This window comes from Paraclostridium sordellii, from assembly GCF_000953675.1.
In the GTDB taxonomy this organism is placed as follows: Bacteria; Bacillota; Clostridia; order Peptostreptococcales; family Peptostreptococcaceae; genus Paraclostridium; species Paraclostridium sordellii.
In genome coordinates, this window is record NZ_LN679998.1 from 349,813 (window position 1) to 372,983 (window position 23,171).

The 23,171-nt window shown below is 28.3% G+C and carries 18 protein-coding genes and 1 riboswitch; of the genes, 16 read left to right on the forward strand and 2 right to left on the reverse strand.

Annotation, left to right across the window (positions count from 1 at the left end; translation table 11 throughout):
* Positions 1–267: 267 nt before the first annotated feature.
* From ATCC9714_RS01730 to ATCC9714_RS01765, 8 genes are all read left to right on the forward strand, one after another.
* A complete protein-coding gene (locus ATCC9714_RS01730) occupies positions 268–1,950 on the forward strand; it encodes a pyridoxal-dependent decarboxylase (RefSeq protein WP_206541469.1) in 1,683 nt (560 codons plus the stop codon).
* 19 nt (positions 1,951–1,969) lie between these two features.
* On the forward strand, positions 1,970–3,154 hold the full coding sequence (locus ATCC9714_RS01735; protein WP_057545611.1) for a pyridoxal phosphate-dependent aminotransferase: 1,185 nt from the start codon (positions 1,970–1,972) through the stop codon (positions 3,152–3,154).
* Between the two features lie 137 nt (positions 3,155–3,291).
* A complete protein-coding gene (locus tag ATCC9714_RS01740; protein WP_057545612.1) occupies positions 3,292–4,689 on the forward strand; it encodes an MATE family efflux transporter in 1,398 nt (465 codons plus the stop codon).
* A 455-nt stretch (positions 4,690–5,144) separates the two neighbouring features.
* Entirely contained in the window at positions 5,145–5,744 is a 600-nt protein-coding gene (gene rpsD, locus ATCC9714_RS01745; protein WP_057545613.1) for a 30S ribosomal protein S4, read from the forward strand.
* A gap of 615 nt (positions 5,745–6,359) precedes the next feature.
* Positions 6,360–7,010 (forward strand): helix-turn-helix transcriptional regulator, encoded by a 651-nt coding sequence (locus ATCC9714_RS01750; RefSeq protein WP_055332721.1) that lies wholly within the window; start codon positions 6,360–6,362, stop codon positions 7,008–7,010.
* Between the two features lie 19 nt (positions 7,011–7,029).
* Positions 7,030–8,175, forward strand: a complete 1,146-nt coding sequence (locus tag ATCC9714_RS01755; protein WP_057574350.1) for a sensor domain-containing diguanylate cyclase — start codon at positions 7,030–7,032, stop codon at positions 8,173–8,175.
* A gap of 61 nt (positions 8,176–8,236) precedes the next feature.
* A complete protein-coding gene (locus ATCC9714_RS01760; protein WP_021126391.1) occupies positions 8,237–8,377 on the forward strand; it encodes a hypothetical protein in 141 nt (46 codons plus the stop codon).
* 126 nt (positions 8,378–8,503) lie between these two features.
* The gene (locus tag ATCC9714_RS01765) at positions 8,504–9,457 is read left to right on the forward strand and encodes an L-lactate dehydrogenase (RefSeq protein ID WP_081013666.1); all 954 of its coding nucleotides are present in this window, start codon (positions 8,504–8,506) and stop codon (positions 9,455–9,457) included.
* A 49-nt stretch (positions 9,458–9,506) separates the two neighbouring features.
* On the opposite strand, the gene ATCC9714_RS01770 is transcribed toward ATCC9714_RS01765, so the two are convergent.
* Positions 9,507–10,334, reverse strand: a complete 828-nt coding sequence (locus ATCC9714_RS01770) for a Cof-type HAD-IIB family hydrolase (RefSeq protein WP_055336988.1) — start codon at positions 10,332–10,334, stop codon at positions 9,507–9,509.
* Between the two features lie 292 nt (positions 10,335–10,626).
* Here ATCC9714_RS01770 and hdcA point away from each other — a divergent pair, with 292 nt between their 5' ends.
* Both hdcA and ATCC9714_RS01780 read left to right on the forward strand, forming a co-directional pair.
* Entirely contained in the window at positions 10,627–11,589 is a 963-nt protein-coding gene (gene hdcA, locus ATCC9714_RS01775) for a histidine decarboxylase, pyruvoyl type (RefSeq protein WP_057545616.1), read from the forward strand.
* 95 nt (positions 11,590–11,684) lie between these two features.
* The gene (locus ATCC9714_RS01780; protein WP_021130065.1) at positions 11,685–13,163 is read left to right on the forward strand and encodes a basic amino acid/polyamine antiporter; all 1,479 of its coding nucleotides are present in this window, start codon (positions 11,685–11,687) and stop codon (positions 13,161–13,163) included.
* Between the two features lie 469 nt (positions 13,164–13,632).
* On the opposite strand, the gene ATCC9714_RS01785 is transcribed toward ATCC9714_RS01780, so the two are convergent.
* A complete protein-coding gene (locus ATCC9714_RS01785; protein ID WP_057545617.1) occupies positions 13,633–15,105 on the reverse strand; it encodes an amino acid permease in 1,473 nt (490 codons plus the stop codon).
* Between the two features lie 144 nt (positions 15,106–15,249).
* Positions 15,250–15,420, reverse strand: a riboswitch (Lysine riboswitch).
* A 515-nt stretch (positions 15,421–15,935) separates the two neighbouring features.
* Here ATCC9714_RS01785 and ATCC9714_RS01790 point away from each other — a divergent pair.
* The 6 genes from ATCC9714_RS01790 to gadC all read left to right on the forward strand — a co-directional run bounded on the left by ATCC9714_RS01790 (position 15,936) and on the right by gadC (position 23,131).
* Positions 15,936–16,982 (forward strand): PocR ligand-binding domain-containing protein, encoded by a 1,047-nt coding sequence (locus ATCC9714_RS01790; protein WP_057545618.1) that lies wholly within the window; start codon positions 15,936–15,938, stop codon positions 16,980–16,982.
* A gap of 188 nt (positions 16,983–17,170) precedes the next feature.
* Entirely contained in the window at positions 17,171–18,307 is a 1,137-nt protein-coding gene (locus tag ATCC9714_RS01795; RefSeq protein WP_021130062.1) for a glycerol dehydrogenase, read from the forward strand.
* A gap of 2 nt (positions 18,308–18,309) precedes the next feature.
* On the forward strand, positions 18,310–20,067 hold the full coding sequence (gene dhaK, locus ATCC9714_RS01800; protein WP_077065732.1) for a dihydroxyacetone kinase subunit DhaK: 1,758 nt from the start codon (positions 18,310–18,312) through the stop codon (positions 20,065–20,067).
* 265 nt (positions 20,068–20,332) lie between these two features.
* On the forward strand, positions 20,333–21,010 hold the full coding sequence (locus tag ATCC9714_RS01805) for a nitrite/sulfite reductase domain-containing protein (protein ID WP_021126372.1): 678 nt from the start codon (positions 20,333–20,335) through the stop codon (positions 21,008–21,010).
* A gap of 1 nt (position 21,011) precedes the next feature.
* Entirely contained in the window at positions 21,012–21,194 is a 183-nt protein-coding gene (locus tag ATCC9714_RS01810; protein WP_021130060.1) for a DUF1858 domain-containing protein, read from the forward strand.
* Positions 21,195–21,691: 497 nt separating this feature from the next.
* The gene (gene gadC / locus ATCC9714_RS01815) at positions 21,692–23,131 is read left to right on the forward strand and encodes a glutamate:gamma-aminobutyrate antiporter (RefSeq protein WP_021130059.1); all 1,440 of its coding nucleotides are present in this window, start codon (positions 21,692–21,694) and stop codon (positions 23,129–23,131) included.
* Positions 23,132–23,171 lie beyond the last annotated feature (40 nt).

The following is a 23,171-nucleotide window of genomic DNA, read 5'->3' on the forward strand; positions in this document are numbered from 1 at the left end:
TTTAATAAAATGTATAAATTAAAAAATATTATTCTTATTTAAATTTAATAGGTAATTTCATAATTATAAAATAGATTAAAAATATTATAAAAAACTTATGTAATTTAGCCTAATTTAGCCAAAGTTAAAATTAAATTAAATATATAAATTTATTTTTTTATAAAAAAAATATAATTTATTGGTAGACAATTGAAGGTAAAAGGGACTACCATTACAGTGAAAGGGAAAAAATATTTTAAGAATAAACAACGAACAGGGGGAATCACATTGGAATCAACAATTTTAATTAGGGAAGAAAATGATATGGGGTCAGCATCACTATTAAATTCCATGGAGCTAGAAAAGGAGTTCTTAAAATCAAATGAAAGTAATTTTGATGTGTTATTACAAAAAATTTCAGCAATACATGAACATTTAAATAACAAAGATTTAAATCCTAAATTTAAAGTTAATACATTTTCATATAACGAAATATTAGATGAAGTAGCTATACCTGAGAAAGGATCATCTTCAGAAGAAGTATTTGAAAATTTATCAGAGTTATTTGAAGGTAGTATTAGAACTCAATCACCATATTCTTTATTTAATATGGTGCCATCGCCATTAATAGATACTGTGGCAGCATCTACAATTACTCAATTATATAATACAAACAGTTTAATGGATTCATTTGGGGGAAAAGTATTATTATTTGAACAAAAAATTGCTAGGATGTTAGGTAAATTAGCTGGATGGAACGATGCTCATGGAGTAGCTTGTAACGGTGGAAAATTAACACTTTTATATGCTGTAAAGTCTGCAATATCAAAAATAGATCCAGATTCTAGGAATAAGGGAATAGATAAAAATCTAGTAGTATTAACTAATGAATCTTCACATTATTGTGTTGAACATGTATGCTCAATATTAGGATTAGGATCAGACAATTGTATAAGGATAAAATCCGAAGATGGTTGGAAGATGAATATTAAAAATTTATTAGAAACCATAGAAGAACAACATAAAAATGGGAAAAAGGTAGCTGCAATTATATGTGCAGGAGGAACTACTATTAACTTTGCCTGTGATGATACAGTAAGTGTATATAAAAATGTAAAAGAGCTGTTTGAAAATAGTAATCAAGATTATTTCCCATATTTTCATTTAGATAGTGTTATAGGATGGTTATGGATGAATTTTATAGGAGTTAGTGAATCTGAACTAAATGAAAAAATTCAAAATGAAAAAATTAGGAATAAAATTATGGAAGTAGTTAAACGAATAGAAGGGATTTCTAACTTTGATTCTTTCGGAGTTGATATGCATAAAAACGGTTTATGCCCTTATTCAACAAGTATGTTTATATCAAAGACAGATGATAATTTTGACTATCTAAATGATGGTAAGTACTCATATGGAGAAGATGACTATGAGTTTGGTAACTTTAGAGCATATAGATATACTTTTGAAAATTCAAGACCGGCAACAGGTATAGTAAACTCTTGGATAGCTATGAATAGATTGGGAAGAACAGGTTTTCAAGATTACTTAATTAAATTAAAATCTATAAGTGAAGAATTAAAAACTAAATTAGAAGAAAGTGAAAAAATATCCATATTAAATAAGTCTTTAGGATGGGAAATTGTATTTGATATTGATTTTAATAGAATAGAGAAAAAATATAATGGAAGCTATGAAAGTATAGCAAAAGCATTTATGCAGTATTGTTGGGATGAAGTTAATGCTGGAAAAGTAGTTCCTTTAATAAGTATAGTACCTGAGTATAAAATTTATCCTGGGGATATAAATCATACAGCGTTTTTAATATTCCCAATGTCTATGTACCTAGATAGTGAGATTATTTCAGACATAGTAATTAAGTTAAATGAAACTATAGATGAGTTTGAGGCAAAAGTGTTATCTGGAGATATTTCTATTGGACAAGTTGATTTTGAAAAACCAATAAGATAGTACAGGGAGATGAGGGGATATGAGTAAAAAGTATATAAACACAATACCAGAAGATGCTTTTTGTTTTATAGATAAAGAATTATCAAAAAAAGATAAGGTAATAAATCTATCTATAGGAAATCCAATAGATCCACCAAATGGATCTATAATAAATAATTTAAATAAGTATATTCAAGATGAAAATGTACATGGATATGGATTTTCAGATAAAGATACTGAAAAAGATGTTAAAAAAGCAATATCTAGATACTATAAGAGAAGATTTAATGTGGAATTACAAGAAGAAAATCAAGTTGCACTTTTAAATGGAACTAAGGAAGGAATTTATTATCTACTATCAGCTATGTTAGATGAAGGAGATAAGGTTTTAATTCCATCACCATCATATAGTGTGTATATGAACATTGTACATTTAATAGGAGGACAAACTATATATTTTCCATGCGATAGAGTAAATTTTATTCCAGACCTAGATTCAATAAAAGAACAAGAGTTAATTGATGCAAAGGTAATGGTACTATGCTCTCCAGGAAATCCTACAACTAAAATATTGCCTAAAAGTTTCTTAGAAAAAGCTATAAAACTAGCTAAAAAGTATGATTTTAAAATAATCCATGATGTAGCATATGGAGAACTTTGTTACGAAGACAATGATGTAACTAGTATACTATCCCTACCTAATAGTAGCGATGTTTGTATAGAGTTATATAGTTTAAGTAAATCTTGTAATGTAGCTGGATGGCGTATAGGGTTTGCATTAGGATGCAAAGAAGTGATAGAAAATGCAAAAACTTTAAAATATAATGTAGACTTTGGAACATTTATACCTTTTCAAAAAGCTACAATAGATATGCTTGATAATATGGAGACATATTCTAAGTATCAAGCCGAAACTTATAAAAAAAGAATAGATTACTTTGTAAGCGAACTAAATAGAATTGGGTGGAGTGCTAAAGCACCAGAAGGCTCATTTTTCCTTTGGGTAAAGATACCAGATGAATATAAACATATGAAAGATACAGAGTTTATAAGTTATGTATTAGAAAAAACAGATGTGCTTATGTTACCTGGAAGTGGATTTGGTTATGGAGGAAAGGGTTATGTAAGAATAGCCTTAGTGGAAAAATTAGACGTTTTAAAAGAAGCCATAAGAGGACTAGAAAAATTGCAACTTAAACAACAAAAGGGTATATGCGCTTCATAAATTTATGATTGATAAGTAACTTTATTTAATTTCAATTAATAAGATATATAAGAATATATCTAAAATAGCTGATTCTTTAATTTCAAGAATCAGCTATTTTAGATTAAAATTTAGGCTAAAATAAAAAGGAGATTTACATGGATAAGACACAAGAATTATTAGCAAATGAGCCAATTAGCAAATTACTTGTTAGGTACTCTATCCCAGCTATAATTGGGATGCTTGTCAATGCATTATATAATGTTGTAGATAGAATGTTTATCGGAAATATACCTAATGTTGGGAAATTGGCTACGGCTGGAATAGGAGTTACAATGCCTATAACTACAATACTAATAGCTTTTGGTATGTTGGTTGGAATAGGTGCAATTACTAATATATCTATAAAATTAGGAGAAGGTAAAATAGAGGAAGCTGATAGAGTACTTGGAAATTCAATAACCTTATCTATAATTATAGGAATAGTTTTAACATTTATAGGGATTATATTTGGAGAGAAGATATTAATATTGTTTGGAGCTAGTGAACAATCCTTACCATATGCACAACCATTTGTTAATATAATTCTTTTAGGAGCTGTATTTAATATATCTGCATTTACTTTAAATAGTACAATAAGAGGAGATGGAAATCCTAAATTAGCAGCAATAATAATGTCTGTTGGGTGTATACTCAATATATTTTTAGATTATATATTCATATTTAAATTTAACATGGGGATAGAAGGAGCTGCTATTGCTACTGTTATAGCTCAGGTTATTACTGCTATTTGGGGAATTATGTATTATATAAAAGGTAAATCAAACTTAAAATTAAAAAGAGAATATTTAAAATTAGATTTAAAGACTGTAGAAATGATATGTGTGATAGGTATGGCAGCATTTTCTATGCAAATCGCTGCAAGTATAGTTCAAATAGTTTGTAACAATGCACTAAAGTTATATGGAGGAGATTTAGCTATAGGGGCTATGTCTACTATAACTTCAATCATGCTTGTATTTTTTATGCCCGTCTTTGGAATTAGCCAAGGATCTCAACCAATTATAGGTTTTAACTATGGGAAAAAGCAATATGATAGAGTAAAAAAGACCTTCAATATATCATTAGTATATGGAATAGTTATATTAACGGTAGGCTGGGTAGTAATAAATATATGGCCAAGTATATTAGTTAAAGCATTTAATAGTGATAAAGATTTAGTTTCAGTAACTATAAATGGACTGAAAAAGTATTCATTAATGATGCCATTGGTACCTATATCTATACTAGGGTCAAATTATATACAATCTGTAGGTAAAGCTAAAAAAGCAATAATTTTAGGTCTACTTAGACAAGTGATAATACTAATTCCTGTGACTATAATATTATCTAAATTAATTGGATTAGATGGAGTTTGGTATGCTCAACCAGTATCGGATTTTATTGCTATAGTTATAACATGGATAATTGTTGTCAAAGAAATGAGATCATATAAAGTTTACAATAAAGATTTACAATCAAAGTTTGAAGTTGAAGCATATAAGTTGCATAAATAGATCTTTATAAAATAAAAGTAGGTACAGTATTTTACTGTACCTACTTTTATTTAGCAAACAATTATATTACTAAATATATTTGTAGATATAAATAAAAAAATGAAAATGATAGTTATTTTCATTTACAAAATAATTTTTCCATGATATAATAAATTTAGAAAGAGAAATCACTGAGTTTCTCTCGACATTTAGAGTGTACCTGAATCCTAAAACTTTTCAGCACGCAAACTTAAAGTATTAAGGATTTAAATTGCCAAATAATTACACTAATCTAAATAATTTACACTTAACTTAATCCTAAAATATTGAAAAACTTATTCGAAAAAGTCACGATTTTACTCGTGGCTTTTTTTATTGATAATGAAAGTCATTTACTTTTACAAAAAAATATGATATATTATATTCAGGCTTAAAGTTATCGCGGCAAATTTCTGATTTTATAGGAGATGATAATTATGGCAAAAATGATGGGACCTAGATTTAAACAATGTAGAAGACTAGGATTAAATGTATGTGGACATCCAAAAGCGATGGACAGAGCAACTAGAGGTACGTCTAGAGCAGACAAAAAACTTTCACCTTATGGTATGCAATTATTAGAAAAACAAAGATTAAAAGCTTACTATGGAGTATTAGAAAAACAATTTTCTAACTATGTGAAAAAAGCTATGAAGTCTGGTGAAGCAACAGGTACAGCTTTGGTTCAGCTACTAGAGTGTAGACTTGATAATTTAGTTTATAGATTAGGTTTAGCAAGTTCTATAAGACAAGCTCGTCAAATGGTTGTTCATGGACATATATTAGTAGATGGGAAAAAAGTAGATAGACCTTCTTATGGAGTTTCAGTAGGAGAAGTTATATCGTTAAGAGAAAAATCTCAGAAAAATACTATGTTTAAAGATAGTTTTCAACAAAATGCTAATAGCCAATATTCTTACTTAAGTAAGAATTTAGAAAACTTCTCAGGAACTCTTACAAAAGTACCTGAAAGAATGGAAGTTCCAATAGAAATAAATGATATTCTAGTTGTAGAATATTACTCTAAGCTTAAATAAAAAATAAGGTTTTTAGGCTAAAATAATTCAAAAGTGTAGGCAAATTAATGCCTACACTTTTTTATTTTTAAAATTAAACAAAAAATCTGATATAATATCCAATTGAAATATTATTAAAATGGGTGAATTTTCCTTTTTACGACAAAATAAGACGTTAGGTGTCCTAAATTAAGATTATTATTAAATATCATAATAGTGATTTTATGCACTTAAACGTTTAATCTAGATATTTAGGGGTTATATAAATTGTTTGTGGATGATAATTTGAGAATGTTGGAGAATCGGACAAAAGATGTGCAAAGATTAAGGTGTTATATATGGTTAAGTTTAGAAATCGATTAGATTAAATAAATTAATTTTGGATAACAATGTGGGACAACAGATATAAAAATAAATCTTAATTAACCTTAAAGAAATACTTCAACAATACCATTTAATTTAAGAAAAAGGTAATTTGGAAAATTATATTAATTTGGTAATTATAAGTCATTTAGATTTTAGAAGAATATCATAGGCTTAAATACAGGTATTAACTTTAATTTTAAGTTATATAAATGGTAACTAATAAAAAATAATTGATAAAGTAACACTTAAAAATAAGAAGGAGAACATTGTATGAGGTTAATAGAATTATTTTTTTTGCTATTAAAAAGTGATCGACTATCAACACGAGAAATTGCACAACACTTTAATGTATCTGTAAAAACTATTCAAAGGGATTTAGACAAACTTACAGTATTAGGAATTCCAGTAATTATTCATCGAGGCATAAATGGTGGAGTTGAAATAGAAAAAACATATAGTTTAAAAAAAGGTGTACTTAACAATAATGAATTCAATTTTGCTATGTTAGCTTTATATATAGGAAATCATCTAGTTAAAAATGATATATTTGAAAACTTAATAAAAAAGATTTTGTTAGTAAGTGGGGAAAAAGCTAAATCTGAAATTAAAGATTTTGAAAAATACATAGTATTAGATATTACTGATAAAAAACTAGACTTAGAAAGTAATCTTCATAGCGAAATTATATATTGTATAAAGTATAAAAAGGTTATAGAAGTGTATATTGACTCAAATGTTTATATGGTAAATCCAATTAAGTATGTATTAAAAGATAATGGATTACATTTATATGCCAAACTAGATGATAGATTTATACTTATACCAATAAATAAGATAAAAACTATAAATGTAAAAGATCAGGTATTTAATGAAGAGTTTACAGATTATATTAATAATAAAGCAAATATAGAAATACTATGAAATTATTGGGGAGAAAATTATGGATAAGTGGATTTATGATTTGGACAAAGTGAATGTTCCTATATGGGTAAAATATAAAGATGAAATACTTTTTTTTAATAGTAGTTTTAAGATAACTTTTGACTTAGATTCTGATTTTATAAAAAATATAGGTAGTAATATAGAATTAAATTGGGTATTAAGGTTAATAGAAAGTACAAGTGTAGGATATTATGGACCTATAAGTTTATTTGGAATAAATTACAATAAGTTATTAATTCCAATTACTGATGATTTTGTTATTGGAATTTTAATTCCTACAATAGATATTGAGAAATGTAAAAACGCATCATGTATGTTCAATTTACTTATTGATAGCATTCCAGAAATTATCTTTTGTAAAGATAAAAACCTTAAATATACAATAATCAATGAAGAATGTAAAAAATTTTACTTTGAAAGAGGAATATATGAAGTTATAGGAAAAAATGATCTAGAATTTAATTTAGATAAAGGTTTTATAAACGCTTGTAATAAAACTGACAAATTAGTTATTAATGAAAGAAAATCTTTTTATATAGAAGAAAAGGTACCTATACCTAAAAGTGATAATTTTGCAATTTACCAAACTATAAAAACTCCGATAATAGACAAACAAGGGAATATACATGGTCTTATAGGATCAGTAAGAGATATAACAAAAAGTAAACTTATTGAAGAAAGATTAAGAGATTTAAGTTATAAAGATATACTTACAGGATTATACAATAGAACTTATTTCGAAGAGAAGATATCTGAAATAAAAAAGAATGATAACTTTAGTATAGGAGTTGTAATAGGTGATATAGATGGACTTAAAAAAGTAAATGACACTTTTGGGCATATAGAAGGAGACAATTTTATAAAGTCAATTGCAAATATATTAAAAGAAACTTGTGGAGATAAAGGAATTGTATTTAGATGGGGAGGAGATGAATTTATATCATTACTTATTGATGGAGATGAAGATGATTGTAAAAAATATGTAGATGAAGTTAACTTAGTTTGTAAAAATAGATATTATAAAAATTTAAAAGTAAGCATATCTCAAGGATATTCTATATTTAATGAAAAAAGTAATATAGATAAGGTATTAAGGGAAGCAGATTTTATGTTATATAAAGACAAGAAGGAGCCGGCTAAATAAAAATTTAGGCGGTTTTGTTTTATTAGATTTTTTAGAATATGAAGTCATAGGGGAGATACTGATGGAAAATTTAGATGAAGTTATAAAAGAATTGCAGTATATATTAGGCGAACTATATTATAAGCATGGAATAGAAAAAGAAGTAGTATTACTTAGTCAATTATTGGATAAATTAATTTACTTAAAAATGAAAAAAATATAATTAAGATATAATAACTACAAAAAAATACAATATTCTACAAAAATAAAATGAAAAAGTGATTTTTATAAAATATAAATGTTATAATTTATTATAAAGAAAAAGCAATTATCATCAGGAGGTAGAAATATGGCATTAAAATCAAGAAAAATTGCAATCATAGGAACAGGATTAGTTGGTTCGAGTTGTGGATTTGCGTTAGTTAACCAATGTGTTTGTGATGAATTACTAATGATTGATATAAATGAAGAAAAAGCTAAAGGAGAAGCTTGGGATTTAGTACATGGTGTGGAATATATGTCTCAAAGAACAAAAGTAAGACAAGCTAAATTTGAAGATTGTAAAGATGTAGATATTATAATCTTTACAGCTGGAGCAGCTCCAAAGCCAGGACAAACTAGATTAGATACACTAGGTGTGAGTGCAGCTATATGTGATTCAGTAGTAAAGGAAGTTATGAAATCTGGATTTAATGGAATATTCGTAATAGCTTCAAATCCAGTAGATATAATAGCATATCATATATGGAAATTATCAGGACTACCTAAAAATAAAGTAATAGGAACAGGTACAACTATTGATTCTGCAAGATTAAAGAATTTCTTATCACAACATTTAGATGGAATTGATCCAAGATCTATACATGCATACTCTATGGGTGAACATGGAGATTCACAAATGGTACCTTGGTCAAATGTAAATGTAGCAGGTAAATCTCTATTAAAAATATTAGATGAAAATGAAAAGCTTAAGTCAGAGATGGATTTAGATGAATTAGTAGAAAAAACTGCAAAAGCAGGTTGGGAAGTTTACAATAGAAAAGGTACTACTTATTATGGTATTGCAGCTGCTGTCGTAGGTATAATAAAATCTATATTTAGTGACGAGAAGAAAATACTTCCAGTTTCATCTTTGCTTGAAGGAGAATATGGAGAGACTAATATATATACAGGAGTTCCAACTATAATAGGTAAAGATGGAGCAGAAAAAGTTTTTGAAATTGATATGACAGATGAAGAAGAAGCTAAATTTAAAAAATCAAATGATGTTTTAAGAGAATTTGCAAAAACTATAGGATATTAATATTTAAAATAAAAAAACACATTGAAAGATTTTCTTTCAATGTGTTTTTTTATTTTAATACAAACTTTTCTATAGCCTTAGCAACTCCTGAATCTGTATTTGGTGCTGTTATATACTGAGCTGATTTTTTTACTTTATCAATTGCATTTCCCATAGCAACTCCAATTCCTGCATATTCAATCATTGATAAGTCATTTTCGCTATCACCTATACACATAATTTCATCTCTTTTTAAATTGAAATATTTAGCAAGCTGGGATACGGCTTCTCCTTTAGAACTTCCTTTTTTCATAATCTCAAAATTATCATCCCAAGAAGATACTATTTCAAGTTCGGGATTCAATTTTTTTAACTCATTTTTAGCTTGTATTAATTTTTCTATATTATGTTTTTCTAAACAAACACCTTTTAAAAGTTCATTTGGATACATATTAAAAGCTTCATCTATACTATTTATAACTTTAAATTTAATCTTTTCATCATCTTTTAGACGGTTATTTAGAACTTTATAAATATGATCCTCTGGCAGTTCATCGGTTGATACAATTCCAAAGTTCGCAGTTAAATAAGAAAACAATCCATATTTTTTTGATGTACTTAGAAAATCTTTAACTTCATTAGGTGTTAAAGGATTGTTATAAATAACCTCACCATTACTTCCACCAATAAAAGCTCCATTAGATGCTATTATTGGTGTCTTTAACCCAATATCATCTGAGTATAATTTAGCACAGTTATAAACTCTTCCAGTAGTTATAGCAACATGAACCCCTTGGGAAACAGCCTTTTTAATAGCAGATTTATTTTCTTCAGATATATTTTGTTGGTCCATTAAAAGTGTACCATCCATATCTATACATATTAATTTTATAGCCATATTTTACGCCTTCTTTCAAATGATTTTAAACAAAATTTTCTTTAAATTTATTATAATACCTATAAAAAAATAAGTTAAATAGAAATAATACATGATTATAATAGGAAAATTTTATTATATATAATAAAGCGTATTATATAAATATATAATGTAATAATGTACAAGTATATGTAAATTTAGCAAATTTCTAAATATAAAGAAATAAACGTTTTCTGTTTTTCGTTTTTGAGCAAGGGTATATGTCCTTATGTACAGATGATTTACTGTACACAACTTTTAGGAGGTGCTTGAAATGAATAAGAATTTAGAGTCACAAAGGAATCAAACTATAGGGGTTGGACCTAGGAAGGTAAGAAAAGTAAGAGCGGCTAAAGTAGATAAAACAGCTATAAGTCCATATAATCGTTATTGTGATGGATACGGAATGCCAGGAGCTTATGGAAACGGATATGTTTCAGTTCTTACAGTTTCTGTTGGAACAGTAAAAAAAACAGACGATTTCCTATTAGATGGAATAGTTTCATATGATAGAGCGGAGATAAATGATGCATATGTTGGTCAAATAAACATGCTTACAGCTTCATCTTTTTGTGGGATAGCAGGACAAATATGGGGGTATGATTTAGCAACACATCTTAATATAGCAAATGAAGAAGAAAAACCATTATTTGATGTTGAACAATTTGATGGAACACCACTTCATGTATATGATGCAAAACCTTTATTAGAAGCAGGCATTGAATTATTTGGTACAGAAAAAAATAGACGTTTCCCAACAGTACCAGGAGCTCATGTAATATGTGCAAATAAAAGTGTTACATCTTATAGACCAAAAGAAAATAGACCTTTAACAGAAGGAGAAGCTTACGGAGTTTGGTCATTTATAGCAATTTCATTATCAAACGACAGAGATAATTGTGCGGATTTATTTATAGAGGATGCGGGACTTTGGACAAAAAATGATAGTGAAGAAGATTTAAGAAAATTCTTAGAAAAACATAGAAAAGCAGTTGCTTGGTCAGTTAAAGAGTGCGGTAGAGATTCACATGTAGTATTTGACAGAACTTATGTAGGATTTGCATATACAATAATGAAACCGGGTGAAATAGGAAATGCATTAACTTGTGCACCATATGTAACTTTAGCAAGAGATGCAGTGCCTGAAAGCGGATTCTCAAGTTTAAATCAATTAACACTTAATGATTGGCTAGATGAAATGGACTTTAAACCATTAACAGAATGTACTCAAAAATAATTATTTTTAAGTACATTTTGTTAAGAGTTTAAATAGCAAAATGCACTTAAAGCTAGTAATTTTCATAAAACTTAATGAAATTTAGGAGGGCTATTATGAGCGATAAAAGTAGCAGTAGTAAAGCGAAAGATAATAGCACTAAAAAGCTTGGTGTAGTTGCTCTAGCAGGCGTAGTAATAAGTGCTATGCTAGGTGGTGGGGTTTATAATCTACCACAAAATATGGCTCAACATGCATCTGCCGGTGCAATATTAATTGCATGGATAATAACTGGTTTTGGTATGTGGTTTATTGCAAATACATTTAGAGTGCTTGCAGCAGCCAGACCAGATGTAACAACTGGTATATATGCTTATGGAGAGTTAGGATTTGGTAAATTTACAGGGTTTCTAATGGCGTGGGGGTACTGGATATGTAACTCTTTTGCTAATGTAGGGTATGCAGTACTATTAATGGATTCACTTAACTATTTCTTCCCATCATATTTTACAGGAGGGAATAACTGGTTATCTATTGTTTGTGGATCGATTGTACTATGGATTATTTATTTTGCAGTTTTATCAGGAGTTAAACAAGCTGCATTTTTAAATGTAATAGGAACAATTGGTAAATTAGTTCCACTGGCTATATTTATATTAGTATTAGCTATATCATTTAAAGTTTCACTTTTCTTTACAGACTTCTGGGGATTAAAAACAGTTGTATCAGTACATGATAGTGCTCTAGGTGGATTATTGCCTCAGGTTAAGAGTACTATGCTTGTAACCTTATGGGTATTTACAGGTATAGAAGGGGCAGTTGTTGTATCTGGTAGAGCTAAGTCACAAAAAGATGTTGGTAAAGCCACATTTTTAGGGTTCTTAATTTGTCTTTTATTATATACAGCACTTTCATTATTACCACTTGGTGTAGTTCCTCAAGGAACTGTATCAAAAATGGCGCCTCCATCAACTGCTGCAGTTTTAATGACTGTAATGGGTAAATGGGGTAGCATAATAATGAATATAGGTGTAATTATAGCAATTTTAAGTTCTTGGCTTATATGGACAGTTATGTTGTCAGAACTACCATACGCAGCAGCTAAAGGAGGAACATTCCCTAAAGTATTTACAAAAGAAAATAAAAATGAAGCACCATCATTTTCATTGCTTGCATCAACCATTGTAATGCAAATAATATTAATATGTGTTCACTTTACAGGAAATGCTTGGAATATGATGTTAAGTATAACAAGTGTTATGGCACTACCTTGTTATATTGCTTCAACTTTATATCTATATAAAATATCTTCAAAAGATGATACTTATCCTAAAAAAATATTTGCAAGTCGTACTTATGCATATGTAACTGCTATAATTGGTACTATCTATGGATTGTGGTTATTATACGCAGCAGGACTTGAATATTTATTAATATCACTTGTTATTTATGCGATAGGTATCCCGGTATTTAAAAAAGCAAGAAGAGAAACAGAACCAAATAAACCTGAATTTACTAAGATAGAAAGATATGTTGCTATAGGGCTAATAGTGCTTGGAATAGTAGGTTTAATATATTTATTTAAATTTATGTAATTTAAATAAAATAAAAAATAGGGATTAGATTAATCTAATCCCTATTTTTTATTTACGAAAAATTAACAGTTATTCAAGGTGATTCTATTTAATATTATTTATTATATTTAAATACTGAAAAATTTTAAGAATTTTATTGAAAATACATTTTAATATGAAGGTAAATAGACTAAAAATGAGTCAAATTACTAAATACACTTTAAAATGAGAAAATATTTTATATAGAAAAATTTGTACAAATACAGTAAGGATTAAATGGAGATTTAAATACTATCCTTTTAACCTTTTAAGCAATTATCTAATTATATCTAAAGCAAGTTCTCCGATTATTACCCCTAAAGCAACAATTAATATTTCTTTAATCATATATATCACCTCATAAATTTAATATGAACTAATATGTCCTTAAAATAAAAAATATATACACAATAAAAAAGCATTACTATAAGTTTATAGTAATGCTTTTTTATTAATTGAGCTCTGATATTGAGTTTTCAATATTTTTAAAATCTTTTTTACAATCATCATTATATGTTAAATCAACATCATCTAAAGAAATTACTTTTGTTTTATGTTTTATTTTATATCCTATATATAAAGCAAAGAATAATGGAATTCCAATATAAGAAGCTATTAAACTATGCCAGTCAACTCCATGTTCAGTTATGCAAGAATAACCTTGACCAAGTATAATAACAAAGCACATTAGAAGTGCTAATATTGGACCAAATGGATACCATTTAGCTTTAAACTTTAATTCAGATAAACTATGACCTTGATGAATATATGCTTTTCTAAATCTATAATGGCAAATTGCTATGCCTACCCATGCTATAAATCCTGCAAGACCAGATGCAGCAACTAACCAAACATAAACAGTACTTTCTGCAAATACTCCAGTTAAGAAGCAAGCAGATGCAACGATAGTAGTTAAAATTAAAGCATTTACAGGAACACCTCTTTTGTTAGTTCTTGCAAATATTTTAGGAGCAAGACCTTCTGTAGCCATTGAATGAAGCATTCTTGTTGATGCATACATACCAGAGTTACCAGCTGATAAAACAGATGTCAATATAACAGCATTCATTAAAGATGCAGCCCCAGCGATACCTGCTTTTGCAAACACCATAGTAAATGGACTTTCAGAAACTCCAGCTTTAGTAAATGGTATTATAGCACCTAGAACAATTATAGTTCCAAGATAGAATATTAAAATTCTCCAAAATATTGATTTAATAGCTTTTGGAATAGTTTTTTCTGGGTGTTCACTTTCTCCAGCAGCAACTCCAATAAGTTCTGTACCTTGGAATGAGAAACCAGCAACTAAAAATATAGCAAATATAGATTTAATTCCACCGTGAAATGGGCCATCACCTATAAAGTAATTATGGAAACCTATATCATCAGAACCCATAATACCAAATATCATTAAAACCCCAATTACTAAAAATATTATAACCGTTACAACTTTAATTCCGGCAAACCAATACTCAGACTCGCCATAGGCTTTTGCAGATAAGAAGTTTAAACCTACTATTATAATTAAAAATAATATACTCCAATAAAATCCAGGAATACTAGGGAACCAGTATTTCATTATTAAAGAGCCAGCTACCATTTCTGCTGCTATTGTTATAGCCCAGTTGTACCAATAGTTCCAACCAAGAGCAAAACCTAAAGCTGGATCTATAAATTTCGTTGCATAAGAACTAAATGAACCTGATATAGGCATGAAAGTTGCCATTTCACCTAAACTAGTTATTAGGAAGTAAACCATAATACCAATTAGTCCATAAGCGACTAGTGCACCCCCTGGACCTGCTTGATGAAGAGTATCTCCCATAGCAAGAAATATACCTGTTCCTATCGAACCTCCTAAAGCAATCATATTTAAATGTCTTGCTTTTAACCCTCTTTTCAATTCGTGATTCTGTTCACTCATTTAAATTATCCTCCTCATGGTGTCAATTATAAATAAGTAACTAAGATAATAAAATTTTTAACAATAAAAAAATCATGAGACTATATCTCATGATTTTATACGAAAAATGTTATACTAAAAAGTATGAACGTACCGTACGTTTTCATTGAAAATAGCTCTCCACAAAAATGTGACAGTCTTATATATATTTTATATAAGCCCAGCAAATAGTATTAAAGCCATTAACTATTCACTTCGGCGAAAATTCCTTTCTTATTACTTCAACGAGCTTACCTCCATAATAGTACTCTTAAGTTTCGCGCCTCTATCTCAGTTATCTACTTGTTGTATTATATTATAAATAAAAATTTAAATAAGTCAATATTAAAATTTATAGTTCAAAAGTTAATTATTTTCAGATATTTAATAATAACTAAATTAAATGAATAGAATTAAGGTACTTTATCGGTCTAAAATATATAATTGAATTGTACATATTATGTTGATTTATATTAGGAATACTACCATTTAATAATTGATTAATTCAATCTAAGTGCTGTTGTTCTTTTTGAGCTAGTTGACTAAATAAATTTTTAAATTCAGAATCAGAAGCTTTTTGTAAATAATTATTATATTTTTACACATAAATCTTCATCACTTTTCTCACACTCAAGTAATAATCCTTCTTTAGTGGTCAAATTTAATATAAAATATGTAGTTTATTAATGAAATAGTCATCAGATATAAATAAAAATGTTTATTAATATAGCTTTTTTACTTCATATAAAACTATATATGTTAAAATTATTATGTAATTAATATTAGAAAACTACTTTTAAAGGAGCATAAAAGTGAGAAATGAAAACCTAAGCTTAAATAAGATAATAGATTTCAGCAAGTGGGATAATTTACAGGATTATTTATCATTGGTTACTAATATGGCAATAGTAGTTGTTGACTATAAAGGTAATCCACTAACAAAGCATAGCGGTTGCCATAAATTTTGTGAGATAGTAAGAGGTAATTCAAACTTAGCAAAGCACTGTAAAAAATGTGATTCAAGAGGTGGATTAGAAGCAGTTCGTTTAAATAAACCATATATATATTTATGTCATTATAATATTGTCGATGTAGCTATACCTATAATTATAAATGAACAGTATATTGGGGCAATTATGGCTGGGCAAGTAAAGCTATCTAATGCTAATGATTTTGATAATTTAGAGCAAATACTTAATATAGGCAATAGAGCAAATGAAGTTGAAGGATTGTCATATGAATTGAAAAAGTATTATGATGATTTACCTATATTATCATATGAGCAAGTAAGTGATATTTCAAATATGTTATTTTATCTAGCTAAGTATATAATAGAAGAAGCTTTAGATAAAAATTTAATTTTAGATATGTGTGAAAGAGTTGTAAGTGATGAAAGATCAAGAAGTAAAGAAGTTTTTGATGGATATGGCTTAAATAATATTAGAAATATACAAAAAGAAATGTCTAATGCAATTATAAATAGTTGTATAAGCGAAATAAATAACAAAGAAAGTAAGGAGTCCCTAGTAAGTAAGACTTTAAAACCAGCTATAGAATATATACATAATAATAAAAGTGAAAATTTATCTATGGAAAAGATGGCTCAGTTATGTCATGTTAGTACAAGTTATTTCAGTCGGCTATTTTCAAAAGAATTAGGAGAAAATTTTTCAACGTATATTTCAAAGCTTAAGATAAAGTGGGCCAAAAACCTTTTAAAAGAAACTGATATGCATATAAATGAAATAAGCGAAGAACTAGGATTTAGTGAAGCTGGATATTTTATAAAAATATTTAAAAAGTATGAGGGAGTAACACCATCTTTATATAGAAAACACTATAAAGATAAGACAAAATAGTAATTTTATGTTGTTAAAAAAATTACGAAAAGTAGATAATTTACAACTTTAGAATTTTACATCAAAAAATTACGGTTTAAAATCGTAATTTATTAACATCTAAATCCAATGTAATTTTGTGAAAACGATATTATAATAAGTGTAAACAAAAAATAATAGCGTTTGCAAAATTCAAAGGAGAGATTAAGATGAGAAAAGCATTTATATGTCCTACAAAATATGTACAAGGGCAAGATGAATTATTAAACTTAGGTTATTTTGTAAAAGTATTTGGAAATTCAGCGTTACTAATTGCTCATAAGGACGATATACAACGTGTTAAAGATAAATTAGATTCAACTTCAAAAAAATTTGATATAACTTTTGTAGAAAGTAATTTTAAAGGAGAATGTTCAAGAGAAGAAGTTGCTAGATTACAAGAATTAGCTAAGAATAATAAATGTTCATGTACTATAGGACTTGGTGGAGGAAAAGCAATAGATACTGCTAAGTGTGTTGCACAAGGTGATAATTTAATAATAGTACCGACAATAGCTGCAACAGATGCACCAACAAGTCATTCAGCAGTATTATATACTCCAGAAGGTGAGTTTGATGATTATGCATATTTCAAACAAAGTCCAAGTGTAGTTTTAGTTGATACAACTGTTATAGCTAAAGCACCTACTAGATTTTTAGTTTCAGGTATGGGAGATGCACTTTCAACATATTTTGAAGCTAGAGCTACATCAAGTTCATTTACAAAAGTAAATGCAGGATTACCTTGCGGAGTTAGAGAAGAAATGTGTGAACCGGCTATAGGAACTAATGCATCGTTAGCACTAGCTAAATTATGTTATGAAAATCTATTAAAAGATGGAGTAAAGGCTAAACAATCATGTGAATGTAATGTAGTTACTCAAGCATTAGAAAATATAATAGAAACAAATATACTTTTATCTGGATTAGGATTTGAAAGTGGAGGACTTGCAGCAGCACATGCAATACATGATGGATTAACTATGCTAGAGGGAACACATAAATACTTCCACGGAGAAAAAGTTGCATTTGGGACAATAGCTCAGCTAGTTTTAGAAAATGCACCTACAGAAGAGCTAAATCAAGTACTAGATTTTTGCTTAGAAATAGGATTACCAGTGTGTTTAGAAGATATAGGGGTAGATAGTATAACAGAAGAAGAAGCTTTAGCGGTTGCACAAAAAGCTTGTATACCAGAAGAATCAATTTATTCTATGCCATTCCCTATAGAAATTGAATCTGTAGCTGCATGTATAATAACAGCTGATAAAATAGGAAGAGAATATAAAAACAACAGAGGTATGTAACTATGAAAAAGATAATAAATAAACCAGAAAATGTAGTTATGGAAATGTGTAATGGTATAGCTATGGCACATCCAGAACTTGAATTTATAAAAAAATATAAGATAATAAAGAGAAAAAATATAGATAAAAACAAAGTAAGTCTAATAAGTGGTGGTGGAAGTGGACATGAGCCAGCTCATGCAGGATTTGTAGGAAAAGGTATGTTAGATGCTGCTGTTTGTGGAGATGTATTTGCTTCACCATCTCAAATACAAGTATATCAATCTATAAAGTCTACTGCTAGTGATAAAGGAACTTTGCTTATAATAAAAAATTATAGCGGAGATATGATGAACTTTAAAAATGCAGCTTATCTAGCTAGTGAAGATGGAATAAAAGTAGATTATGTAAGAGTAGAAGATGATATAGCTGTTGAAGATAGTTTATATACAGTAGGTAGACGTGGTGTGGCAGGAACTGTATTTGTTCACAAAATTGCTGGGGCAGCGGCAGAACTTGGAAAATCTTTAGAAGATGTAAAATCAATAGCACAAAAAGCGGCAGATAATGTTAGAAGTTTAGGTTTTGCACTTACATCATGTACGGTACCTGCAAAAGGAACTCCTACTTTTGAACTAGGAGAAGATGAGATTGAATTTGGAGTAGGAATACATGGTGAACCGGGAATAAGAAGAGAAAAAATGGCATCAGCAGATGACCTAGCAAAAAAAATGGTTGATGCTATTTTAAAAGATATGAATATAGTTGGAAATAATGAAGAAGTTGCAATACTTATAAATGGATTTGGGGGAACTCCTCTACAAGAACTATATCTATTAAATAACTCTGTATATCGTGAATTAAGTAAGAAGAATATAAAAATTAATAGAGCTTTCGTTGGAAATTATATGACTAGTATAGATATGGAAGGAGCATCTATATCTATACTAAAATTAGATGATGAATTAAAAAATTTATTATCTCAAGTTAGTGACACTCCAGCGTTTAAAGTATCTGGACCTGTAGAAAGCGTTGAGTATGTTGATATATATGAAGATAATAAATGCACTGAAAATGCTACTTTTGAAGTTGAAACTAATATTGATTTTTCTAAAATTGAAAATAATATATTAACATTAGACAATATGATTTATATAGTAGATAAGATGAGTGAAGTAATAATAAAAAATGAAGTTCCATTTTGTGAATTAGATGCACATGCTGGAGATGGAGATTTCGGTATGAGTGTGGCAAAAGGATTTAAACAATTAAAAAGGGAATGGAAAGAAATAACTTCAAATGAGAAATTAAGTATAGGAGAATTCTTAAATGATTGTTCTATGATAATTATGGAACATTGTGGAGGAGCTTCAGGACCTATATGGGGATCTGCATTTAGATCAGCAGGAAAAAGTATTGGGAATAAAAAAGAAATCAATGTTAAAGATTTTGCTGATATGATGAAAGCGTCAGTTAAAGGAATTCAATCTACAGGAGAAAGATCTTTTGGAAGAGGAGCAGTAGTAGGAGATAAAACATTAGTAGATGCTTTAGTTCCATGTGCAAATTCATGGGAAACTTCAGCTAAGAATAATGATAGCTTTAAAGAAGCTTTTGTAAAAGGTGCAAAAGAAGCTGTAAAAGGAGCTAAATCAACAGAACATATAGTTGCAAGAATGGGACGTGCAGGAACAGTTGGAGAAAGAAGTTTAGGATATCCAGATGCTGGAGCATATGGTATAGGAGTAATTTTTACTGAAATTGCTAATTGTATAAAATAATAAATTAATATAAATCAATAAAAAAGCTTAATCTATTCAAGATTAAGCTTTTTTATTGATTTATATTAATAGAATAATTTAAAATATATTATCTATTACTTTAAAATTAAATCGCTAGTGGTTATATCTATTATTTATAATATAAAATAAGTAATAGATAATAAAAAGTAAATAAAAAAATAATAAGTCTATAACGTAGGTTACATATTTTAAAAAAAATATTGGTTATAATATATTTAGAATAAACATGAAAGGGAAATTTTATATGAGTAATTATGGGAACTTGCAAAAAATTAAAGATGGAAAAAGAACTTACGCAATAACACCACATATACCTGGTGGATTTGTATTACCTGATACACTTATAAAAATAGCTGATGTTGCTAAAAAGTATAATGGAGTATTAAAATTAACATCAGGACAAAGAATTCTTATAACTAACTTAAAGCAAGAAGACCTAGAAGATATATGGAAAGACTTAGACATGGAACCGGCTGTTAAAAATCAAAACTCTGTAAAAAATGTTGAGATATGCCCAGCAAATTTTTGTAAGCGTTCTAAATACCCAACAATAGGTATTGGTATGAAGATAAGTAAAAATTTTCATGGAATGATATTACCAAATAGAACTAAAATAGGGGTAGCAGGATGTAGAAATGCATGTACTAGTGTATACTCAAAGGATGTAGGAGTATTAGTTGATATAGATGGTAAGTTTTTCATAACGGTCGGAGGAAGTGCAGGATTTTATCCAAGGACCGCAGACATAGTAACAAAAAATCTAACAGAGGAAGAAGCTTATAATTTAGTAAAAGTCATACTAGAATATTACAATGAATATGGACAAATGGGAGAAAAGCTTGGAGATTTTGTAGATAGAGTAACAATAGAAAAATTTAGAAAAGATGTATTAAAAATAGCTAATTTAAAGGAGTGTATATAATATGATAACTAAAGATACTATAATAGCGGATATAATAAAAATGAGACCAGATGCGGCAGAAATTCTTATGAGTTATGGAATGGGTTGTATAGGATGCCCATCAGCTCAGATGGAGAGATTAGAGCAAGCTTGTGAAATACATGGTTTAGATTTAGAAGAAGTTTTAAACAAATTAAATAATTAAAAAAATATCCACCTAATTAGGTGGATATTTTTTTATGCCATTATATTTAAAATCTATATATTTAAATAATAATTAAAAAGTATTTTCACTTTCTTCAGATTTTTTTATAAGTTTTATAAAATGAATATATACATATGTAATTATAAAATTAATAGCTTTTTCTTATAATTTAAAAAATTTATTAATTATATAAATTATTTATATCAAAATAATTTGTTTTAAATTATTTATACCAAAAACATAAAAATATAAACTTAAAGGCTAAAATTCTTATGAAAAATTAATAAAAACACTATATTTAAGTTTAAAAGAAAATATAATTAAACCAACTGTTATAATATCTGTAAAATGAGAAATTTTAGAATTTTACAAAGTTTACCATATGTGTTTTAAGCTAAATTTAGCGGGTATCTAATTAATACAGACACAAGTAATACCAACGCTCTAGGGATAGAAGCGAGTATGAAAAAAATTAAATATATTAGGAGATGATTAAGATGAAAGATGCACAAGCATCCAAAAAACATTCACTTACATTGTTTGCGTTCTTTGCAATGACCGCATCAATGGTTATGACTGTTTACGAATATCCTACATTCGCAACATCAGGTTTCCATTTAGTATTCTTCCTTTTACTTGGAGGTATATTATGGTTCTTACCAGTTGCTCTATGTGCAGCAGAAATGGCAACAGTTGAAGGCTGGCAAGAAGGTGGTATATTTGCTTGGGTTGGAAATACATTAGGAGAAAAATTTGGATTTGCAGCAATATTCTTTCAATGGTTTCAAATAACAGTTGGATTTGTAACAATGATTTATTTTATTTTAGGTTGTGTTTCATACATATTTAACTGGAATGCATTAAATAATGTTCCATTTATCAAGTTTATTGGTGTATTGGTGATTTTCTGGTTGTTAACATTTTCACAATTAGGTGGTACTAAAAATACAGCCAAAATAGCAAAAGCTGGATTTATATTTGGGATATTAATACCAGCAATAATATTATTTGCTTTGTCAATAACTTATATACTTCAAGGAAATCCAGTAGATGTAAAAATAGGAGCAAAATACTTTGTACCAGATTTCTCTAAAATCGATACATTAGTTGTATTTGTTTCATTTATACTTGCTTATATGGGTGTTGAGGCATCAGCTTCTCACGTAAATGAATTACAAGATGCTGAGAAAAACTATCCATTAGCTATGATTATATTAGTTGTTCTTGCTATAGTACTAAATACTGTAGGTGGATTAACAGTTGCAGCTGTAGTTCCACAAAGCCAATTAAGTTTAAGTGCAGGTGTTGTGGAAACATTTAAAGCTTTAGTATTACATTTTGCACCTCATAGTACATGGATTGTAAAATTAATTGCCATATTATTAGCATTAGGAGTAATGGGGGAAGTTAGTGCATGGGTTGTAGGACCTTCAAGAGGTATGTATGCAGCAGCTCAAAAAGGTATACTTCCTAAAGAATTAACAAAAACTAATGAACACAACGTACCTATTAACTTAGTTTTCGTACAAGGTATAATAGTTACAATATGGGCAGCAGTACTTACTTTCGGTGGTGGAGGAAATAACGTATCATTCCTTACAGCTATATCATTAACAGTTGTAATATATTTAGTTGGATACTTATTATTCTTCATAGGATATTTTGTATTAGTGCTTAAAAAAAGTAATTTAAAACGTGCTTATCATGTTCCAGGGGGTAAAACATTTAAATTAATAGTAGCAGCATGTGGTTTCATTACATCAGTGTTTGCTTTATGTATTTCATTTGTACCACCAGCTCAATTAACAGGAAAAAGTGCTCATGAATACTTAACTATATTAATAATAAGTTTCATTATTACAGTTTTAATACCATTTGTAATATATGCGATTACATCTAAAAAAAGAGATGCAAAAACAACAAAAGTAGGAAAATAAGTTTTAGAATAGATTAAACAATAATAAGGAGGTTTTTAAA